This is a genomic window from Escherichia whittamii, assembly GCF_014836715.1.
In the GTDB taxonomy this organism is placed as follows: Bacteria; Pseudomonadota; Gammaproteobacteria; order Enterobacterales; family Enterobacteriaceae; genus Escherichia; species Escherichia whittamii.
On the sequence record NZ_JACSQI010000002.1, the window covers coordinates 217,049 to 231,475 of the forward strand.

Below are 14,427 nucleotides of genomic sequence, written 5' to 3' on the forward strand. Positions count from 1 at the left end.
CCTTATTCCTCCAATTGTTTAAGACTGCGGCTGCGAATCTCTTGTTGCAGCTTCTCGATCACTTCATTTACGTCCATGCTTCCCAGGTCTTTACCACGGCGGGTGCGAACGGCAACTTTGCCAGATTCCACCTCTTTATCACCACAGACCAGCATATATGGGACGCGACGCAAAGTGTGCTCGCGGATTTTAAAGCCAATCTTCTCATTTCTCAAGTCTGCTTTAACACGAATGCCCGCATTTGATAGTTTTTGCGTCAATTCGTTAACGTATTCAGACTGAGAATCGGTAATGTTCATGATAACAACCTGAACCGGCGCAAGCCAGGTCGGGAAGAAACCAGCGAACTCTTCGGTCAGGATACCAATAAAACGTTCCATAGACCCCAGAATTGCGCGGTGAATCATTACCGGAACCTTACGCTCGTTGTCTTCGCCTACATAAGAGGCGCTCAGACGAGACGGTAAGGAGAAGTCCAGCTGTACTGTACCGCACTGCCATGCACGATCGAGGCAGTCATACAGGGTAAATTCAATTTTCGGACCGTAGAAAGCGCCTTCACCCAGTTGATATTCAAACGGGATGTTGTTTTCTTCCAGCGCAACCGCCAGGTCCGCCTCAGCACGATCCCACATTTCGTCGCTGCCAATACGTTTTTCAGGACGAGTGGAAAGTTTGACCACGATCTTCTCGAAGCCAAAAGTGCTGTACATATCATAGACTAAACGGATACATCCGTTAACTTCATCGCGAATTTGTTCTTCAGTACAGAAGATATGCGCGTCATCCTGGGTAAAACCACGCACACGCATCAGGCCATGCAGCGAACCTGACGGCTCGTTACGGTGGCAACTACCGAACTCGGCCATACGCAGCGGCAGATCGCGATACGACTTCAGCCCCTGGTTAAAGATTTGTACGTGACCCGGGCAGTTCATCGGCTTAATGCAGTATTCACGGTTCTCAGAAGAGGTGGTGAACATTGCATCTTTATAGTTTTCCCAGTGACCGGTTTTTTCCCACAGGACACGGTCCATCATGAACGGACCTTTAACTTCCTGATACTGGTACTCTTTCAGTTTAGTACGAACGAACACTTCCAGTTCACGGAAGATGGTCCAGCCGTCGTTGTGCCAGAACACCATACCCGGCGCTTCTTCCTGCATATGGTACAGGTCGAGCTGTTTACCGATTTTACGGTGGTCGCGTTTAGCGGCTTCTTCCAGACGCTGCAGGTACGCGTTGAGGGCTTTTTTATCTGCCCATGCAGTACCATAAATACGTTGCAACATTTTATTGTTGCTGTCGCCGCGCCAGTAGGCCCCTGCCGTTTTCATCAGTTTGAAATGGTGGCAGAAACGCATATTCGGTACGTGCGGACCGCGGCACATATCGACATATTCTTCGTGGAAATAGAGGCCTGGCTGGTCATCATGGGCGATGTTTTCGTCCAGGATGGAGACTTTATAGCTCTCGCCGCGTTTAACGAAAGTTTCACGCGCTTCGTGCCAGCTGACTTTCTTCTTAATGACGTCGTAGTTTTTCTCAGCAAGCTCATGCATCCGCTTCTCGAGTGCTTCGACATCTTCCTGGGTTAACGTGCGGTCAAGATCAACGTCGTAATAGAAACCGTTGTCAATAACCGGGCCGATTGCCATTTTGGTATGCGGCCAAAGTTGTTTAATTGCGTGCCCTAACAGGTGCGCGCAGGAGTGACGAATGATCTCCAGACCTTCTTCGTCTTTAGCGGTAATGATCGCCAGTTTAGCGTCGTTTTCAATCAAATCGCACGCATCTACCAGTTCGCCATTAACGCGCCCTGCGATACAGGCTTTCGCCAGACCTGGACCAATGTCCAGCGCAACATCCATGGGGCTTACAGCGTGGTCGTAATGGCGTTGGCTGCCATCAGGAAGAGTAATAACAGGCATGTTATATCCTTATTTGCAGTGGTGACCCACACGAAAGATCACATACAAAGATTCATATGAAATTTATCAAAAAGGTTTGGGCTGATTCCCGCTTCACTCTGCGAAATATGTCACAGCATGCTGATTGGCGATGCCAGACCTACACCCACTTTCTGATAATACCGCTTGGCAGTTTACACGGTAATTGTTATCGGGCAAAGCGACAATCATCATGTTCGATATGATATAAATCAATACAGGCAACACCTGACCCTTTTGTTACACTCGATTATTGAAGACTGGAAATCCCCTGGAAAAACGCATGCCGACAAAACGTTTCAACAAAAAACACTGGAAGATGGTGGTGGTCCTGCTGTCTATATGTGGCGCAATGCTGTTACTGCGCTGGGCAGCGATGATTTGGGGCTGAATGGTGAGGCGCTATCAACAAACAAATGCAGCCAGACCGCATAACACGGTCCGGCACATAATTACATCCTGTAGCCCAACGATAACGTTGTGCGGCGATCGGTATGTTCCGGCGCAGACTCAGGTGGTTCAGAGTTCCATGTGACGTTGTAGGCCACCTTCAGACCGAAATGTTCATTGATGGCAACATTTAATGCACTTTCCGAGTTTAACGTCGTGTCTTCCGCACCAAAAACGGATACCCCCTGGGTAAATTTAGCGTTGTCGGTCAACTGCCACGCATAAGCCCCGGAGGCATACCCCAGCGGTTGGGTTTCACTGGCATTGTCGGTATATTTGTCGTAACGCACACCTGGACCGAATTCAAAGCGGAAACTGTGTACCGGACCATTTAAAAACTGGCGACCATAACCCGCAGTCAACACATCGCGTTCACGATAACCGTTATAACGGTCTGTCAGCCAGCTTGCCTGGCCAAATAAATAGTCATAGTCAGTTAAGTTAAAACGGCTACGCCCGCCCGCCGCATATTTTTCCGAAGAACGCTCATCATTAGAAGAAGTATTGCTGGCATTCCCCCACAGCGACCAGGCTGTGGTATGCCCATACCAGGTCATGGTGGTATCAGCCGTTAGTGAGGAACTTTTCGTGTTGCCTGATTGTGCAAGGTAACCTGCATTCAGATTACCTTCGAAAGGTTTTTTTGCGCTGGCAGGATCGTCCATGACAGTAAAAACGGAATCATCGGCAGTTGCATTCAGAGACGCAAACATACCCCCCGCCAACACAACGATGGCAGGAACTGTCTTCAAAAGCTTCATTTATTAAAAGTCCGAACAACAAAAAAAGAGACCATCGCGGTCCCGGAAACTTTCTTGAGGATCAAAGAGTAGCGTCCCTGGAAAGGTAACAAATTATAAAAAGGAGTGAAAAACTTAGCAATGACTTCTTATTTCATTTTTTGAATAAGCGCGTTGCGAAAACAGATATTTATTTATATATCTTTACCTTGTTAATTTTATATAAATATCTAATAAATCATATTGTTAATTTCTTCACTTTCCGCTGATTCAGTGCCAGACTGAAATCAGCCTATAGGAGGAAATGATGGTACGTATCTATACGTTGACACTTGCGCCCTCTCTCGATAGCGCAACAATTACCCCGCAAATTTACCCCGAAGGAAAACTGCGCTGTACTGCCCCCGTGTTTGAACCTGGTGGCGGCGGTATTAATGTCGCTCGCGCCATTGCTCATTTGGGCGGTAGCGCGACGGCTATATTCCCGGCCGGCGGCGCGACCGGCGAACATCTCGTCTCTCTGCTGGCCGATGAAAATGTCCCTGTCGCCACTGTCGAAGCGAAAGACTGGACCCGCCAGAATCTGCATGTCCATGTGGATTCCAGCGGTGAGCAATATCGCTTTGTCATGCCCGGCGCAGCTTTAAGCGAAGATGAATTTCGTCAACTTAAAGAACAAGTTCTGGAAATCGAGTCAGGGGCTATTCTGGTTATTAGTGGAAGCCTGCCACCAGGCGTGAAACTGGAAAAGTTAACGCAGCTTATTTCTGCTGCGCAAAAACAAGGGATTCGCTGCATCGTCGACAGCTCCGGCGAAGCGTTAAGTGCAGCACTGGCGATTGGTAATATCGAGTTAGTTAAACCAAACCAAAAAGAACTCAGCGCACTGGTAGGTCGCGAACTCACTCAACCCGATGATGTGCGTAAAGCCGTGCAGGAAATCGTTAATAGTGGTAAGGCCAAACGGGTCGTCGTTTCCCTTGGTCCACAAGGAGCGTTGGGGGTAGATAGCGAAAACTGCATTCAGGTTGTGCCACCGCCGCTAAAAAGCCAAAGTACCGTCGGAGCTGGCGACAGCATGGTAGGGGCAATGACGCTGAAGCTGGCAGAAAATGCCTCTCTTGATGAAATGGTTCGTTTTGGCGTAGCTGCGGGGAGTGCCGCCACCCTCAATCAGGGAACACGCCTGTGCTCTCATGACGATACACAAAAAATTTACGCTTACCTTTCCCACTAATTGAGACATTCCCCCATCGGTTGGGGGAATCACCACAAACCTGTCGGCAACGCGTTTCTGCGACTATGCTAAAAAATCACGTGATAACAAAGAGGTGAATTATGGCTGGTGGCGATCTTGTCCGTTATGTCATTACCGTCATGTTGCATGAAGAGACATTAACTGAAATTAATGAGTTAAATAACTTTCTGACACGCGATGGCTTTTCACTGACCATGACCGACGATGATGGGAATATCCATGAACTAGGGACGAATACCTTTGGACTTATCAGTACGCAAAACGAAGATGAAATAAGAGAACTCGTTGCCGGCCTCGCCCAGAGCGCTACAGGCAAAGACCCCGAGATAATGATCACCACCTGGGAGGAATGGAATAGCAACAAATAAAGAGTTTTTGAGCAATAATCAGTCTGTGGTGTGCGTTAGCTCGTGTTTTTACACCTTATTCTTGCGCTAACCTTATGATCTGGCGGACAACATGGGAGAGACATCATGTGGCAGGTAATCAGTCGTCTTTTGAGCGAGCAGTTAGGTGAAGGCGAAATCGAACTGCGTAATGAACTGCCTGGCGGGGAAATTCATGCCGCATGGCATTTGCGCTATGCAGGACGTGACTTTTTCGTCAAATGTGATGAAAGAGAATTGCTTCCCGGTTTTACCGCCGAAGCCGACCAACTGGAGTTATTGTCTCGCAGTAAAACCGTCACCGTACCCAGAGTTTGGGCAGTTGGCGCTGACCGTGACTACAGTTTTCTGGTGATGGATTATCTCCCTCCACGGCCGTTGGATGCACATAACGCCTTTATTTTAGGGCAGCAAATTGCGCATCTACATCAATGGAGCGACCAGCCACAATTTGGCCTCGATTTCGACAACGCCCTTTCTACTACTCCTCAACCCAATACCTGGCAACGTCGCTGGTCAACGTTTTTTGCTGAACAGCGGATTGGCTGGCAACTGGAGCTGGCAGCAGAAAAAGGGATCGCCTTCGGCAATATTGACGCCATCGTCGAGCATATCCAGCAGCGCCTGGCCTCACACCAGCCGCAACCATCACTGTTACACGGCGATCTATGGTCCGGGAATTGTGCGTTAGGTCCGAATGGTCCGTATATTTTCGACCCTGCTTGTTACTGGGGCGACAGAGAGTGCGATCTGGCGATGTTGCCGCTACATACCGAACAGCCTCCGCAAATCTATGATGGTTATCAATCAGTTTCACCGTTACCGACCGGTTTCCTCGAACGCCAACCGATTTACCAGCTATACACTTTGCTAAACCGTGCAAGGTTGTTTGGCGGGCAACATATGGTTATTGCTCAACAATCATTGGATAGAGTGTTAGCTGCATGACGGGAGTCGATGATAATGGCCGCACCGCGCGGCCTTTGTATTAAATGAAACCGAGCAGAGAAAAGAACACGTACCCCGCAGCAATACAAATTACCGGCAGGATATACAGTGAAAAAAACTGCGTGAAGATAGTATGGCGTGGAACGACTACGCGCGACTCGATCTGTTCACGCGTTAACCCCTCTTCCCCTTTAGCCTTCTCCAGAATGAGTTGATCTTCAACGCCTTCGCGCAAGAAGCGCGCCTGACGACTCATGCGTGCTCCAGAGTCTTGCAACGCCAGTCCGATAAAAATCAGAATGAAAATTACCCAGAACATAACGTTCACACCACCATTAAAATTGGGCGTCGGTGAGTTATACCAGAACAGATTCAAAAAAGGCGTATTCGCCTGCATCATATCAATCATGACATGGGCAAAGTCGAGCATTACCGCATTAATGCCTTCCTGGGTTTCTTGCCGGGTATTCATAAACTTCAGCAAGGAAATCAACGTGGAAACAAGTGTTGGTATAAAAATCACCCAACCGGAAATCCTTTTCAAAATAGCAATGCGTCCAGCTTGTTGATACGTCATGAGTTCTCCTTGATTAAGACGCGTCGATTCACTTAGTTTACCTGTAGATATCTGTTTTCGCCCATTCTTTAAAGGCGATATGATAGGCGCTCAATCATAAGCACTGCTTAATACCTTACACATAATGCTCTAAAGGAGAGGTTGTAATGTCAACCCCACGACAGATTCTTGCTGCAATTTTTGATATGGATGGATTACTTATCGACTCCGAACCATTATGGGATCGGGCCGAACTGGATGTGATGGCAAGCCTGGGGGTGGACATCTCCCGTCGTCATGAGCTACCGGACACCTTAGGTTTACGCATCGATATGGTGGTTGATCTGTGGTATGCCCGGCAACCGTGGAATGGCCCGAGTCGTCAGGAAGTGGTAGACCGGGTGATTGCCCGCGCCATTTCGCTGGTTGAAGAGACGCGTCCATTACTGCCTGGCGTGCGTGAAGCCGTTGCTTTATGTAAAGCGCAGGGCTTACTGGTTGGTCTGGCTTCAGCGTCACCGCTGCATATGCTTGAAAAAGTGCTGGCCATGTTTGACCTACGTGACAGTTTCGATGCCCTCGCCTCCGCCGAAAAATTGCCTTACAGCAAGCCGCATCCGCAGGTTTATCTCGACTGCGCTGCAAAACTGGGCGTTGACCCAATCGCCTGCGTAGCGCTGGAAGACTCTGTTAATGGCATGATTGCCTCAAAAGCAGCACGAATGCGCTCCATCGTCGTTCCAGCACCGGAAGCGCAAAATGATCCCCGTTTTGTGTTGGCGAATGTAAAACTTTCATCTTTAACCGAACTTACTGCGAAAGAGCTCCTCGGTTAAAAAAAAGGGGCGTGGTGACACTGCCCCTGGTTGCTTATCTGAAATTACGTTCAACTGACGATTTTATCATCATAATGTGATGAAGAGTTACACCGTCACCACTTCCGCGCACTGTATAAAAAACCTATACTGTACGTATCGACAGTTTAGTGAGTTTTATCATGACGGCGGAAGGTCACCTCCTCTTTTCTATTGCTTGTGCGGTGTTTGCTAAAAATGCCGAACTTACGCCCGTGCTGGCACAGGGTGACTGGTGGCATATTGTCCCTTCCGCAATATTAACTTGTCTGTTACCGGACATCGACCACCCAAAATCGTTTCTTGGGCAGCGATTAAAGTGGATATCAAAACCCATTGCCCGCGCTTTTGGTCACCGTGGCTTTACCCACAGTCTGCTGGCGGTGTTCGCTCTACTGGCGACCTTTTATCTGAAAGTCCCGGAAAGCTGGTTTATTCCGGCTGATGCTTTGCAAGGTATGGTTCTCGGTTATTTGAGTCATATTCTTGCTGATATGCTGACCCCCGCAGGCGTTCCCCTACTCTGGCCGTGCCGATGGCGTTTCCGTCTGCCAATTCTGGTTCCACAAAAAGGCAACCAGTTAGAACGTTTTATCTGCATGGCGTTGTTTGTCTGGTCAGTGTGGATGCCCCATTCACTGCCCGAAAACAGTGCCGTGCGTTGGTCATCGCAAATGATTAATACCTTGCAGATCGAGTTTCATCGCCTTATTAAGCATCAGGTTGAATACTAAAAAAACAAAAATTGCTTTTATGGAATAAGCCATTCCATTTGAATATAAGAGCCAGCTCACAGTTCTGTTAATCTTGCGTCAACACTATGGCTACTGCGTAGCGATAGAAATAATAAGATCAGGAGAACGGGGATGAACTTTCCATTAATTGCGAACATCATAGTGTTCGTTGTGCTGCTGTTTGCGCTGGCCCAAACCCGCCACAAACAGTGGAGTCTGGCCAAAAAAGTGCTGGTAGGTCTGGTGATGGGTGTGGTTTTTGGCCTTGCCCTGCATACCATTTATGGTTCCGACAGCCAGGTACTTAAAGATTCTGTGCAGTGGTTTAACATTGTCGGTAACGGCTACGTTCAGTTACTGCAAATGATCGTCATGCCACTGGTATTTGCCTCCATTTTAAGTGCGGTTGCCCGCCTGCATAACGCGTCTCAACTAGGCAAAATCAGTTTTCTGACTATTGGTACGCTACTGTTTACCACGCTGATTGCGGCGCTGGTCGGTGTGCTGGTCACTAATCTGTTTGGTCTGACCGCTGAGGGTCTGGTTCAGGGTGGCGCTGAAACTGCGCGTCTGAACGCTATCGAAAGCAACTATGTCGGTAAAGTCTCTGACCTGAGCGTTCCGCAGCTTGTCTTGTCCTTTATCCCGAAAAACCCGTTTGCCGATCTGACCGGTGCCAATCCGACGTCAATTATCAGCGTGGTAATTTTTGCGGCTTTCCTTGGCGTTGCAGCACTGAAACTGCTGAAAGATGATGCGCCGAAAGGTGAACGCGTCTTAACCGCTATCGATACGCTGCAAAGCTGGGTGATGAAACTGGTTCGCCTGGTCATGCAACTGACGCCATACGGTGTTCTGGCACTGATGACCAAAGTCGTTGCTGGTTCCAACCTGCAGGACATCATTAAACTGGGTAGCTTCGTTGTCGCGTCCTACCTCGGCCTGCTGATTATGTTTGCAGTGCATGGCATTCTGCTGGGCATTAATGGCGTAAGCCCGCTGAAATACTTCCGTAAAGTATGGCCAGTGCTGACGTTTGCCTTCACCAGTCGCTCCAGCGCTGCGTCTATTCCGCTGAATGTAGAAGCACAAACGCGTCGTCTGGGTGTTCCTGAATCCATCGCCAGTTTCGCCGCCTCTTTCGGCGCGACCATTGGTCAGAACGGCTGTGCCGGGCTGTATCCGGCAATGCTGGCAGTGATGGTTGCGCCTACGGTTGGCATTAACCCGCTGGACCCAATGTGGATTGCGACACTCGTTGGTATCGTTACTGTGAGTTCAGCAGGCGTTGCAGGCGTTGGTGGCGGTGCAACATTCGCCGCACTGATTGTACTCCCGGCGATGGGCTTGCCGGTAACGCTGGTGGCATTGTTAATTTCCGTAGAACCCCTTATCGATATGGGCCGTACGGCACTGAACGTCAGTGGTTCTATGACCGCAGGTACGCTGACCAGCCAGTGGCTGAAGCAGACCGATAAATCCATTCTGGATAGCGAAGATGACGCCGAACTGGCTCACCGTTAACCCTGCCTTATGACGCAAAACGCCTGTCATCCCGACAGGCGTTTTTTTTACTCTTCGACCTCATTCTCTTGTCGAATCTGATTCGCCCAACGCTGGGCGGACTCCGGCACACTAAACGCTGGTGAGCGCAAGAATGATTCCCCCACCAGGACAAACGCCACATATTTGCCACGTAGTATCCAGACATCACGAAACGAATCCATTTTAATCGCGTGCTCTGGCGGTGCAGGTTCCGTGCGCGGGACATAGCTAATAATCGGGCGGTTTTGCTGACGTAGCGGTTTCTTCATTACTGGCTTCACTAAACGCATATTAAAAATCAGAAAAACTGTAGTTTAGCCGATTTAACCCACGTCCGTCCTGCTTCGCGTACATCTTCAAATACTTTCGCCAGCTCCACTTCCGGAGCGAGATCCCCCTGCTGGTCTATAGTTAGATGGTTTTTTGACCAAAAAAAACGCCCCATTCAGCAATGAATTAAGGAGACGAGTTCAATGTCGCAACATAACGAAAAGACCCCACATCAGCACCAGTCCCCCCTGCACGATTCGAACGAAGCGAAACCAGGAATGGACTCACTGGCACCTGAGGACGGCTCTCATCGTCCAGCGGCTGAACCGACCCCACCAGGTGCGCAACCTACCGTACCAGGCAGTCTGAAAGCTCCTGATACGCGTAACGAAAAACTCAATTCCCTGGAAGATGCACGTAAAGGTAGTGAAAATTATGCGCTGACCACCAATCAGGGCGTGCGCATCGCTGACGATCAAAACTCACTGCGTGCCGGTAGCCGTGGTCCAACGCTGTTGGAAGATTTTATTCTGCGCGAGAAGATCACTCACTTTGACCATGAGCGTATCCCGGAACGTATTGTTCATGCGCGAGGATCTGCGGCTCATGGTTATTTCCAGCCGTATAAAAACTTAAGTGATATAACCAAAGCCGATTTCCTGTCTGACCCGAGCAAAATTACCCCGGTATTTGTCCGTTTCTCGACCGTTCAGGGGGGCGCTGGCTCGGCAGATACCGTGCGTGATATTCGCGGTTTTGCCACCAAATTCTATACCGAAGAGGGTATTTTTGACCTTGTCGGCAACAATACGCCGATCTTCTTTATTCAGGATGCGCATAAATTCCCCGATTTTGTTCATGCGGTAAAACCGGAACCGCACTGGGCGATCCCACAGGGAGGTAGCGCCCACGACACATTCTGGGATTATGTTTCCCTGCAACCAGAAACGCTGCATAACGTGATATGGGCGATGTCGGATCGCGGGATCCCACGCAGCTACCGTACGATGGAAGGTTTCGGCATCCACACTTTCCGCCTGATTAACGCCGAAGGGAAAGCAACGTTTGTGCGTTTCCACTGGAAACCGCTGGCAGGCAAAGCCTCGTTGGTATGGGATGAAGCGCAGAAACTCACCGGACGTGACCCGGACTTCCACCGCCGCGAGCTGTGGGAAGCCATTGAGGCAGGCGATTTCCCGGAGTACGAACTGGGCTTCCAGTTAATCCCGGAAGAGGACGAATTCAGGTTCGATTTCGACCTTCTCGATCCAACCAAACTTATTCCGGAAGAACTGGTGCCAGTACAGCGCGTCGGCAAAATGGTGCTTAACCGCAACCCGGACAACTTCTTTGCCGAAAACGAACAGGTGGCTTTCCATCCAGGGCATATTGTCCCCGGTCTGGATTTCACTAACGACCCACTATTGCAGGGTCGTTTGTTCTCTTATACCGATACACAAATCAGTCGTCTTGGTGGGCCGAATTTCCATGAAATTCCGATTAACCGCCCGACCTGCCCTTACCATAATTTCCAGCGTGACGGCATGCACCGCATGGGAATCGACACAAATCCGGCAAACTACGAACCGAACTCGATCAACGACAACTGGCCGCGCGAAACACCGCCGGGGCCGAAACGCGGCGGATTTGAATCATACCAGGAGCGCGTAGAAGGCAACAAAGTCCGCGAGCGCAGCCCATCGTTTGGCGAATATTATTCCCATCCGCGTCTGTTCTGGCTGAGTCAGACGCCATTTGAACAACGCCACATCATCGACGCTTTCAGCTTTGAATTGAGTAAAGTTGCTCGTCCGTATATTCGTGAACGCGTCGTTGATCAGTTAGCGCATATCGATCTTAACCTGGCGCAGGCGGTAGCAAAAAATCTCGGTATCGAACTGACTGACGACCAGCTGAATATTACGCCGCCACCGGACGTAAACGGGCTGAAGAAAGATCCGGCGTTAAGCCTGTATGCCATTCCTGACGGTAATGTGAAAGGCCGTGTGGTAGCGATTTTGCTTAATGATGAAGTGAGATCGGCAGACCTGTTGGTCATTCTCAAGGCGCTGAAAGCCAAAGGCGTTCATGCCAAACTGCTTTATTCACGGATGGGCAAAGTGACCGCCGATGACGGCACGGTGTTGCCAATAGCCGCTACCTTTGCCGGAGCGCCTTCGCTGACGGTGGATGCGGTCATTGTCCCTTGCGGCAATATCGCCGATATCGCAGACAACGGCGATGCGAACTATTACCTGATGGAAGCCTACAAGCACCTTAAACCGATTGCGCTGGCGGGCGATGCACGCAAGTTTAAGGCGGCAATCAAGGTGGATGACAAGGGTGAAGAAGGGATTGTAGAAGCCGACAGCGCAGACGGCAGTTTTATGGATGAACTGTTAACGCTAATGGCAGCGCACCGCGTGTGGTCACGTATGTCTAAGATTGACAAAATTCCGGCGTAAATATGAATAAAGTCACTCCCCCCAGGGAGTGACTTTACCAACATCCTTACGCATCCAGATAACTACCCAACCGATAACCACGCTCGGCAATGGCATACTTCAACGACGCCGACGTTAACACATCCAGTTCTGCTAACCGTGGGAAACAGTAAGCACTCTGACGAATTGTGTTATCGACAAACGCCGGATGGCACATCACTTCCAGCGAACGTTCACCGCGATGACTGGAATCATCCAACACTTGCAGGAACAGTGATTCACTGATCTCTTCACCATAGAATGCACTGCTGAAGCCCTGAGAACTGCGCAGATTTGCGGGTAAATCACCGTCGTTAAATACTGGCTGGCGATCAATACGCAACGCAATCCCCTCTTCAGCCGCAAACTTCGCCACAATCGGGAAAATCTGCGGGAACATATGCACATGATGATGGCTATCAAGATGTGTTGGTTTGCGGCCAAACAATTCAATGAATCGCAGATACTGGCGGGCGAGTTCCTGGGAAATCTCTTCCAGTGGTAAGGCATCCTCTTCTGCCAGCTGCCAGATCCATTTCCCCAGGACGCCTTGCCGGGTCAGCCCCGGCATCGCAGTCAGCGGCTTGCCCATTGTAAGGACAAAGTGCATCCCAACAGCCAGACTCGGCTCATCACGACTTAACCGCACCGCATGGTCGATAGCTTCCCCATTCACCAGCGCCGTCGTTGACGTGACAATACCGTTACGACAGGCCTCGATAATGCCGTAGTTCTGGCCTTTACTTAAGCCAAAGTCATCGGCATTAACAATCAGTAAGCGTTCCATAATCAGCCTCAATCAATGTGCTTTTTTGAGTTCCGTAATGCAGTCAGCAAAGTTTGGCAACCACTTCTCATGCGCCAGAATCATCTCTCTTGCCAGCAATTCCGCATCACGATCGGAATGCACCAGCGGGCTAAGGTTGAGCGCCAGTAACACATCGTTAAATTCACCGCTAAGGGCTGCGTGGCTGGCGGCAATCTCAAAGCCTTTGATGGTGTGAATCAAGCCCATGACTTTGTCATCGAAGTGTGTAATGCGCGGATGTGGCGTCGCGCCGTTGCGCCCCAGTGTACAGGTCATTTCTACCGCCCAGTCTGCCGGAATATTATCAATATGCCCATGATGAGGAATATTTATGTAATGTTCCGCTTGCTTGTCATTGTAGATAGCATTAATCACTTCACACGCCGCATCTGAGTAATATGCCCCGCCGCGCTGTTCCAGTTCTTTCGGCTTAACTTTCAGATCCGGATTTTTATACAGGTCAAAGAGTTGTTTCTCAACTTTCTGTACCACCTGTGCACGTGCGCCGCCTTTATAATACTCACCCATTTCAATCGCCAGCATCTCTTTTTGCTTGAAGTAATAAAGCAGATACGAGCAAGGCAACAGATTCAGTGAACGAATTAAGCCTTCGCTAAACGGCAGGTCGAAAATATTTTTAACACCAGATGCTTTTAACTGCCCGGATGCCACACCATCAAGTAATTCGGCAAAGCGCGACTTGCCATTTACCAGCACATCTTTAATAAATACCATGTGGTTAAGCCCGAACAGATCGATAGATAAATCATCGTTCTCATTCAACGCTAAAACATCGCTGATAAACATCTTCATGCCAATCGGAATATTACACACGCCGATAAAGCGTTTAAATCCGGTATGACGATAAACGGCTTCGGTGACCATTCCCGCTGGGTTCGTAAAGTTAATCACCCATGCATTGGGACAAAGTTCTTCAACATCTTTGACTATGTCAAAAATTACCGGAATGGTACGCAGACCTTTAAACAGGCCACCTGCACCGTTGGTTTCCTGGCCGAGATAACCATGACTTAACGGAATACGTTCATCGAGTTCGCGTGCTGGTAATTGACCTACGCGCAGCTGGGTGGTGACGAAATCGGCATCTTTCAATGCTTCGCGGCGGTCGAGTGTTTTATAAAGCTTCATTGGTACCCCAGCGTTATCAATCATCCGCTGGCAGAGATCAAAAATAATATCCAGTTTCGCTTTACCACCGTCGACATCCACCAGCCATAATTCACTAACCGGCAGTTCGTGGTAACGTTTAATAAACCCTTCCAGTAATTCCGGGGTATAGCTGCTCCCGCCACCAATAGTGACGACTTTTAATTTCTGGCTCATAATTTCTCCCTTTATTAGGAAATACTGATATTCGTCGTGCCTGCCGTTAAGTCAGGAATAACCTGGAAACACCAGATTATACAGAGCAAGCATGTAAATTTA

General features: G+C 49.4%; 14 protein-coding genes. 8 read left to right on the forward strand and 6 right to left on the reverse strand.

Annotation, left to right across the window (positions count from 1 at the left end; all coding sequences use genetic code 11):
- Window positions 1-2 precede the first annotated feature (2 nt).
- Window positions 3-1,931, reverse strand: coding sequence for a threonine--tRNA ligase (thrS, locus tag H9644_RS03790; RefSeq protein WP_064529124.1), 1,929 nt, complete (start codon window positions 1,929-1,931; stop codon window positions 3-5).
- A 301-nt stretch (window positions 1,932-2,232) separates the two neighbouring features.
- Between thrS and yniD the strand changes: the two genes are divergently transcribed.
- On the forward strand, window positions 2,233-2,340 hold the full coding sequence (gene yniD / locus H9644_RS03795; RefSeq protein ID WP_064529152.1) for a small membrane protein YniD: 108 nt from the start codon (window positions 2,233-2,235) through the stop codon (window positions 2,338-2,340).
- 61 nt (window positions 2,341-2,401) lie between these two features.
- Here yniD and H9644_RS03800 read toward each other — a convergent pair whose 3' ends face one another.
- On the reverse strand, window positions 2,402-3,160 hold the full coding sequence (locus H9644_RS03800) for a DUF481 domain-containing protein (protein WP_191773280.1): 759 nt from the start codon (window positions 3,158-3,160) through the stop codon (window positions 2,402-2,404).
- Between the two features lie 286 nt (window positions 3,161-3,446).
- Here H9644_RS03800 and pfkB point away from each other — a divergent pair, with 286 nt between their 5' ends.
- The 3 genes from pfkB to H9644_RS03815 all read left to right on the forward strand — a co-directional run bounded on the left by pfkB (window position 3,447) and on the right by H9644_RS03815 (window position 5,731).
- Window positions 3,447-4,376 carry a 6-phosphofructokinase II gene (gene pfkB / locus H9644_RS03805; protein ID WP_191773675.1) on the forward strand — a complete coding sequence of 310 codons (930 nt, stop codon included), beginning with the start codon at window positions 3,447-3,449 and terminating at the stop codon, window positions 4,374-4,376.
- A 101-nt stretch (window positions 4,377-4,477) separates the two neighbouring features.
- The gene (gene ghoS / locus H9644_RS03810; RefSeq protein WP_191773290.1) at window positions 4,478-4,765 is read left to right on the forward strand and encodes a type V toxin-antitoxin system endoribonuclease antitoxin GhoS; all 288 of its coding nucleotides are present in this window, start codon (window positions 4,478-4,480) and stop codon (window positions 4,763-4,765) included.
- A gap of 105 nt (window positions 4,766-4,870) precedes the next feature.
- A complete protein-coding gene (locus tag H9644_RS03815; protein ID WP_064529156.1) occupies window positions 4,871-5,731 on the forward strand; it encodes a fructosamine kinase family protein in 861 nt (286 codons plus the stop codon).
- A gap of 40 nt (window positions 5,732-5,771) precedes the next feature.
- Here the strand turns inward: H9644_RS03815 and H9644_RS03820 are convergent, their stop codons facing one another.
- The gene (locus H9644_RS03820; RefSeq protein ID WP_064529157.1) at window positions 5,772-6,308 is read right to left on the reverse strand and encodes a YniB family protein; all 537 of its coding nucleotides are present in this window, start codon (window positions 6,306-6,308) and stop codon (window positions 5,772-5,774) included.
- A 146-nt stretch (window positions 6,309-6,454) separates the two neighbouring features.
- Here H9644_RS03820 and hxpB point away from each other — a divergent pair, with 146 nt between their 5' ends.
- The 3 genes from hxpB (at window position 6,455) to tcyP (ending at window position 9,399) form a co-directional block, all read left to right on the forward strand.
- Entirely contained in the window at window positions 6,455-7,123 is a 669-nt protein-coding gene (hxpB, locus tag H9644_RS03825; protein WP_064529158.1) for a hexitol phosphatase HxpB, read from the forward strand.
- 161 nt (window positions 7,124-7,284) lie between these two features.
- Window positions 7,285-7,875, forward strand: coding sequence for a metal-dependent hydrolase (locus H9644_RS03830; RefSeq protein WP_191773292.1), 591 nt, complete (start codon window positions 7,285-7,287; stop codon window positions 7,873-7,875).
- A gap of 132 nt (window positions 7,876-8,007) precedes the next feature.
- Entirely contained in the window at window positions 8,008-9,399 is a 1,392-nt protein-coding gene (tcyP, locus tag H9644_RS03835) for a cystine/sulfocysteine:cation symporter (protein ID WP_191773295.1), read from the forward strand.
- A gap of 47 nt (window positions 9,400-9,446) precedes the next feature.
- Here the strand turns inward: tcyP and cedA are convergent, their stop codons facing one another.
- The gene (gene cedA / locus H9644_RS03840) at window positions 9,447-9,710 is read right to left on the reverse strand and encodes a cell division activator CedA (protein WP_180555850.1); all 264 of its coding nucleotides are present in this window, start codon (window positions 9,708-9,710) and stop codon (window positions 9,447-9,449) included.
- 183 nt (window positions 9,711-9,893) lie between these two features.
- Between cedA and katE the strand changes: the two genes are divergently transcribed.
- On the forward strand, window positions 9,894-12,155 hold the full coding sequence (gene katE, locus H9644_RS03845) for a catalase HPII (protein ID WP_191773297.1): 2,262 nt from the start codon (window positions 9,894-9,896) through the stop codon (window positions 12,153-12,155).
- Window positions 12,156-12,201: 46 nt separating this feature from the next.
- Here the strand turns inward: katE and chbG are convergent, their stop codons facing one another.
- Together chbG and celF are read right to left on the reverse strand one after the other, a co-directional pair.
- Window positions 12,202-12,960: a chitin disaccharide deacetylase gene (gene chbG, locus H9644_RS03850; protein ID WP_191773299.1), complete on the reverse strand. Its 759-nt coding sequence runs from the start codon at window positions 12,958-12,960 to the stop codon at window positions 12,202-12,204.
- A gap of 12 nt (window positions 12,961-12,972) precedes the next feature.
- Window positions 12,973-14,325 (reverse strand): 6-phospho-beta-glucosidase, encoded by a 1,353-nt coding sequence (gene celF / locus H9644_RS03855; RefSeq protein ID WP_191773301.1) that lies wholly within the window; start codon window positions 14,323-14,325, stop codon window positions 12,973-12,975.
- Window positions 14,326-14,427: the final 102 nt, after the last annotated feature.

What these genes read in the sequence shown, in the direction of transcription:
- thrS (WP_064529124.1), bottom strand. Translation starts at nt 1,931, where the DNA reads ATGCCTGTTATTACTCTTCCTGATGGCAGCCAACGCCATTACGACCAC.
- yniD (WP_064529152.1), top strand. Translation starts at nt 2,233, where the DNA reads ATGCCGACAAAACGTTTCAACAAAAAACACTGGAAGATGGTGGTGGTC.
- H9644_RS03800 (WP_191773280.1), bottom strand. Translation starts at nt 3,160, where the DNA reads ATGAAGCTTTTGAAGACAGTTCCTGCCATCGTTGTGTTGGCGGGGGGT.
- pfkB (WP_191773675.1), top strand. Translation starts at nt 3,447, where the DNA reads ATGGTACGTATCTATACGTTGACACTTGCGCCCTCTCTCGATAGCGCA.
- ghoS (WP_191773290.1), top strand. Translation starts at nt 4,478, where the DNA reads ATGGCTGGTGGCGATCTTGTCCGTTATGTCATTACCGTCATGTTGCAT.
- H9644_RS03815 (WP_064529156.1), top strand. Translation starts at nt 4,871, where the DNA reads ATGTGGCAGGTAATCAGTCGTCTTTTGAGCGAGCAGTTAGGTGAAGGC.
- H9644_RS03820 (WP_064529157.1), bottom strand. Translation starts at nt 6,308, where the DNA reads ATGACGTATCAACAAGCTGGACGCATTGCTATTTTGAAAAGGATTTCC.
- hxpB (WP_064529158.1), top strand. Translation starts at nt 6,455, where the DNA reads ATGTCAACCCCACGACAGATTCTTGCTGCAATTTTTGATATGGATGGA.
- H9644_RS03830 (WP_191773292.1), top strand. Translation starts at nt 7,285, where the DNA reads ATGACGGCGGAAGGTCACCTCCTCTTTTCTATTGCTTGTGCGGTGTTT.
- tcyP (WP_191773295.1), top strand. Translation starts at nt 8,008, where the DNA reads ATGAACTTTCCATTAATTGCGAACATCATAGTGTTCGTTGTGCTGCTG.
- cedA (WP_180555850.1), bottom strand. Translation starts at nt 9,710, where the DNA reads ATGCGTTTAGTGAAGCCAGTAATGAAGAAACCGCTACGTCAGCAAAAC.
- katE (WP_191773297.1), top strand. Translation starts at nt 9,894, where the DNA reads ATGTCGCAACATAACGAAAAGACCCCACATCAGCACCAGTCCCCCCTG.
- chbG (WP_191773299.1), bottom strand. Translation starts at nt 12,960, where the DNA reads ATGGAACGCTTACTGATTGTTAATGCCGATGACTTTGGCTTAAGTAAA.
- celF (WP_191773301.1), bottom strand. Translation starts at nt 14,325, where the DNA reads ATGAGCCAGAAATTAAAAGTCGTCACTATTGGTGGCGGGAGCAGCTAT.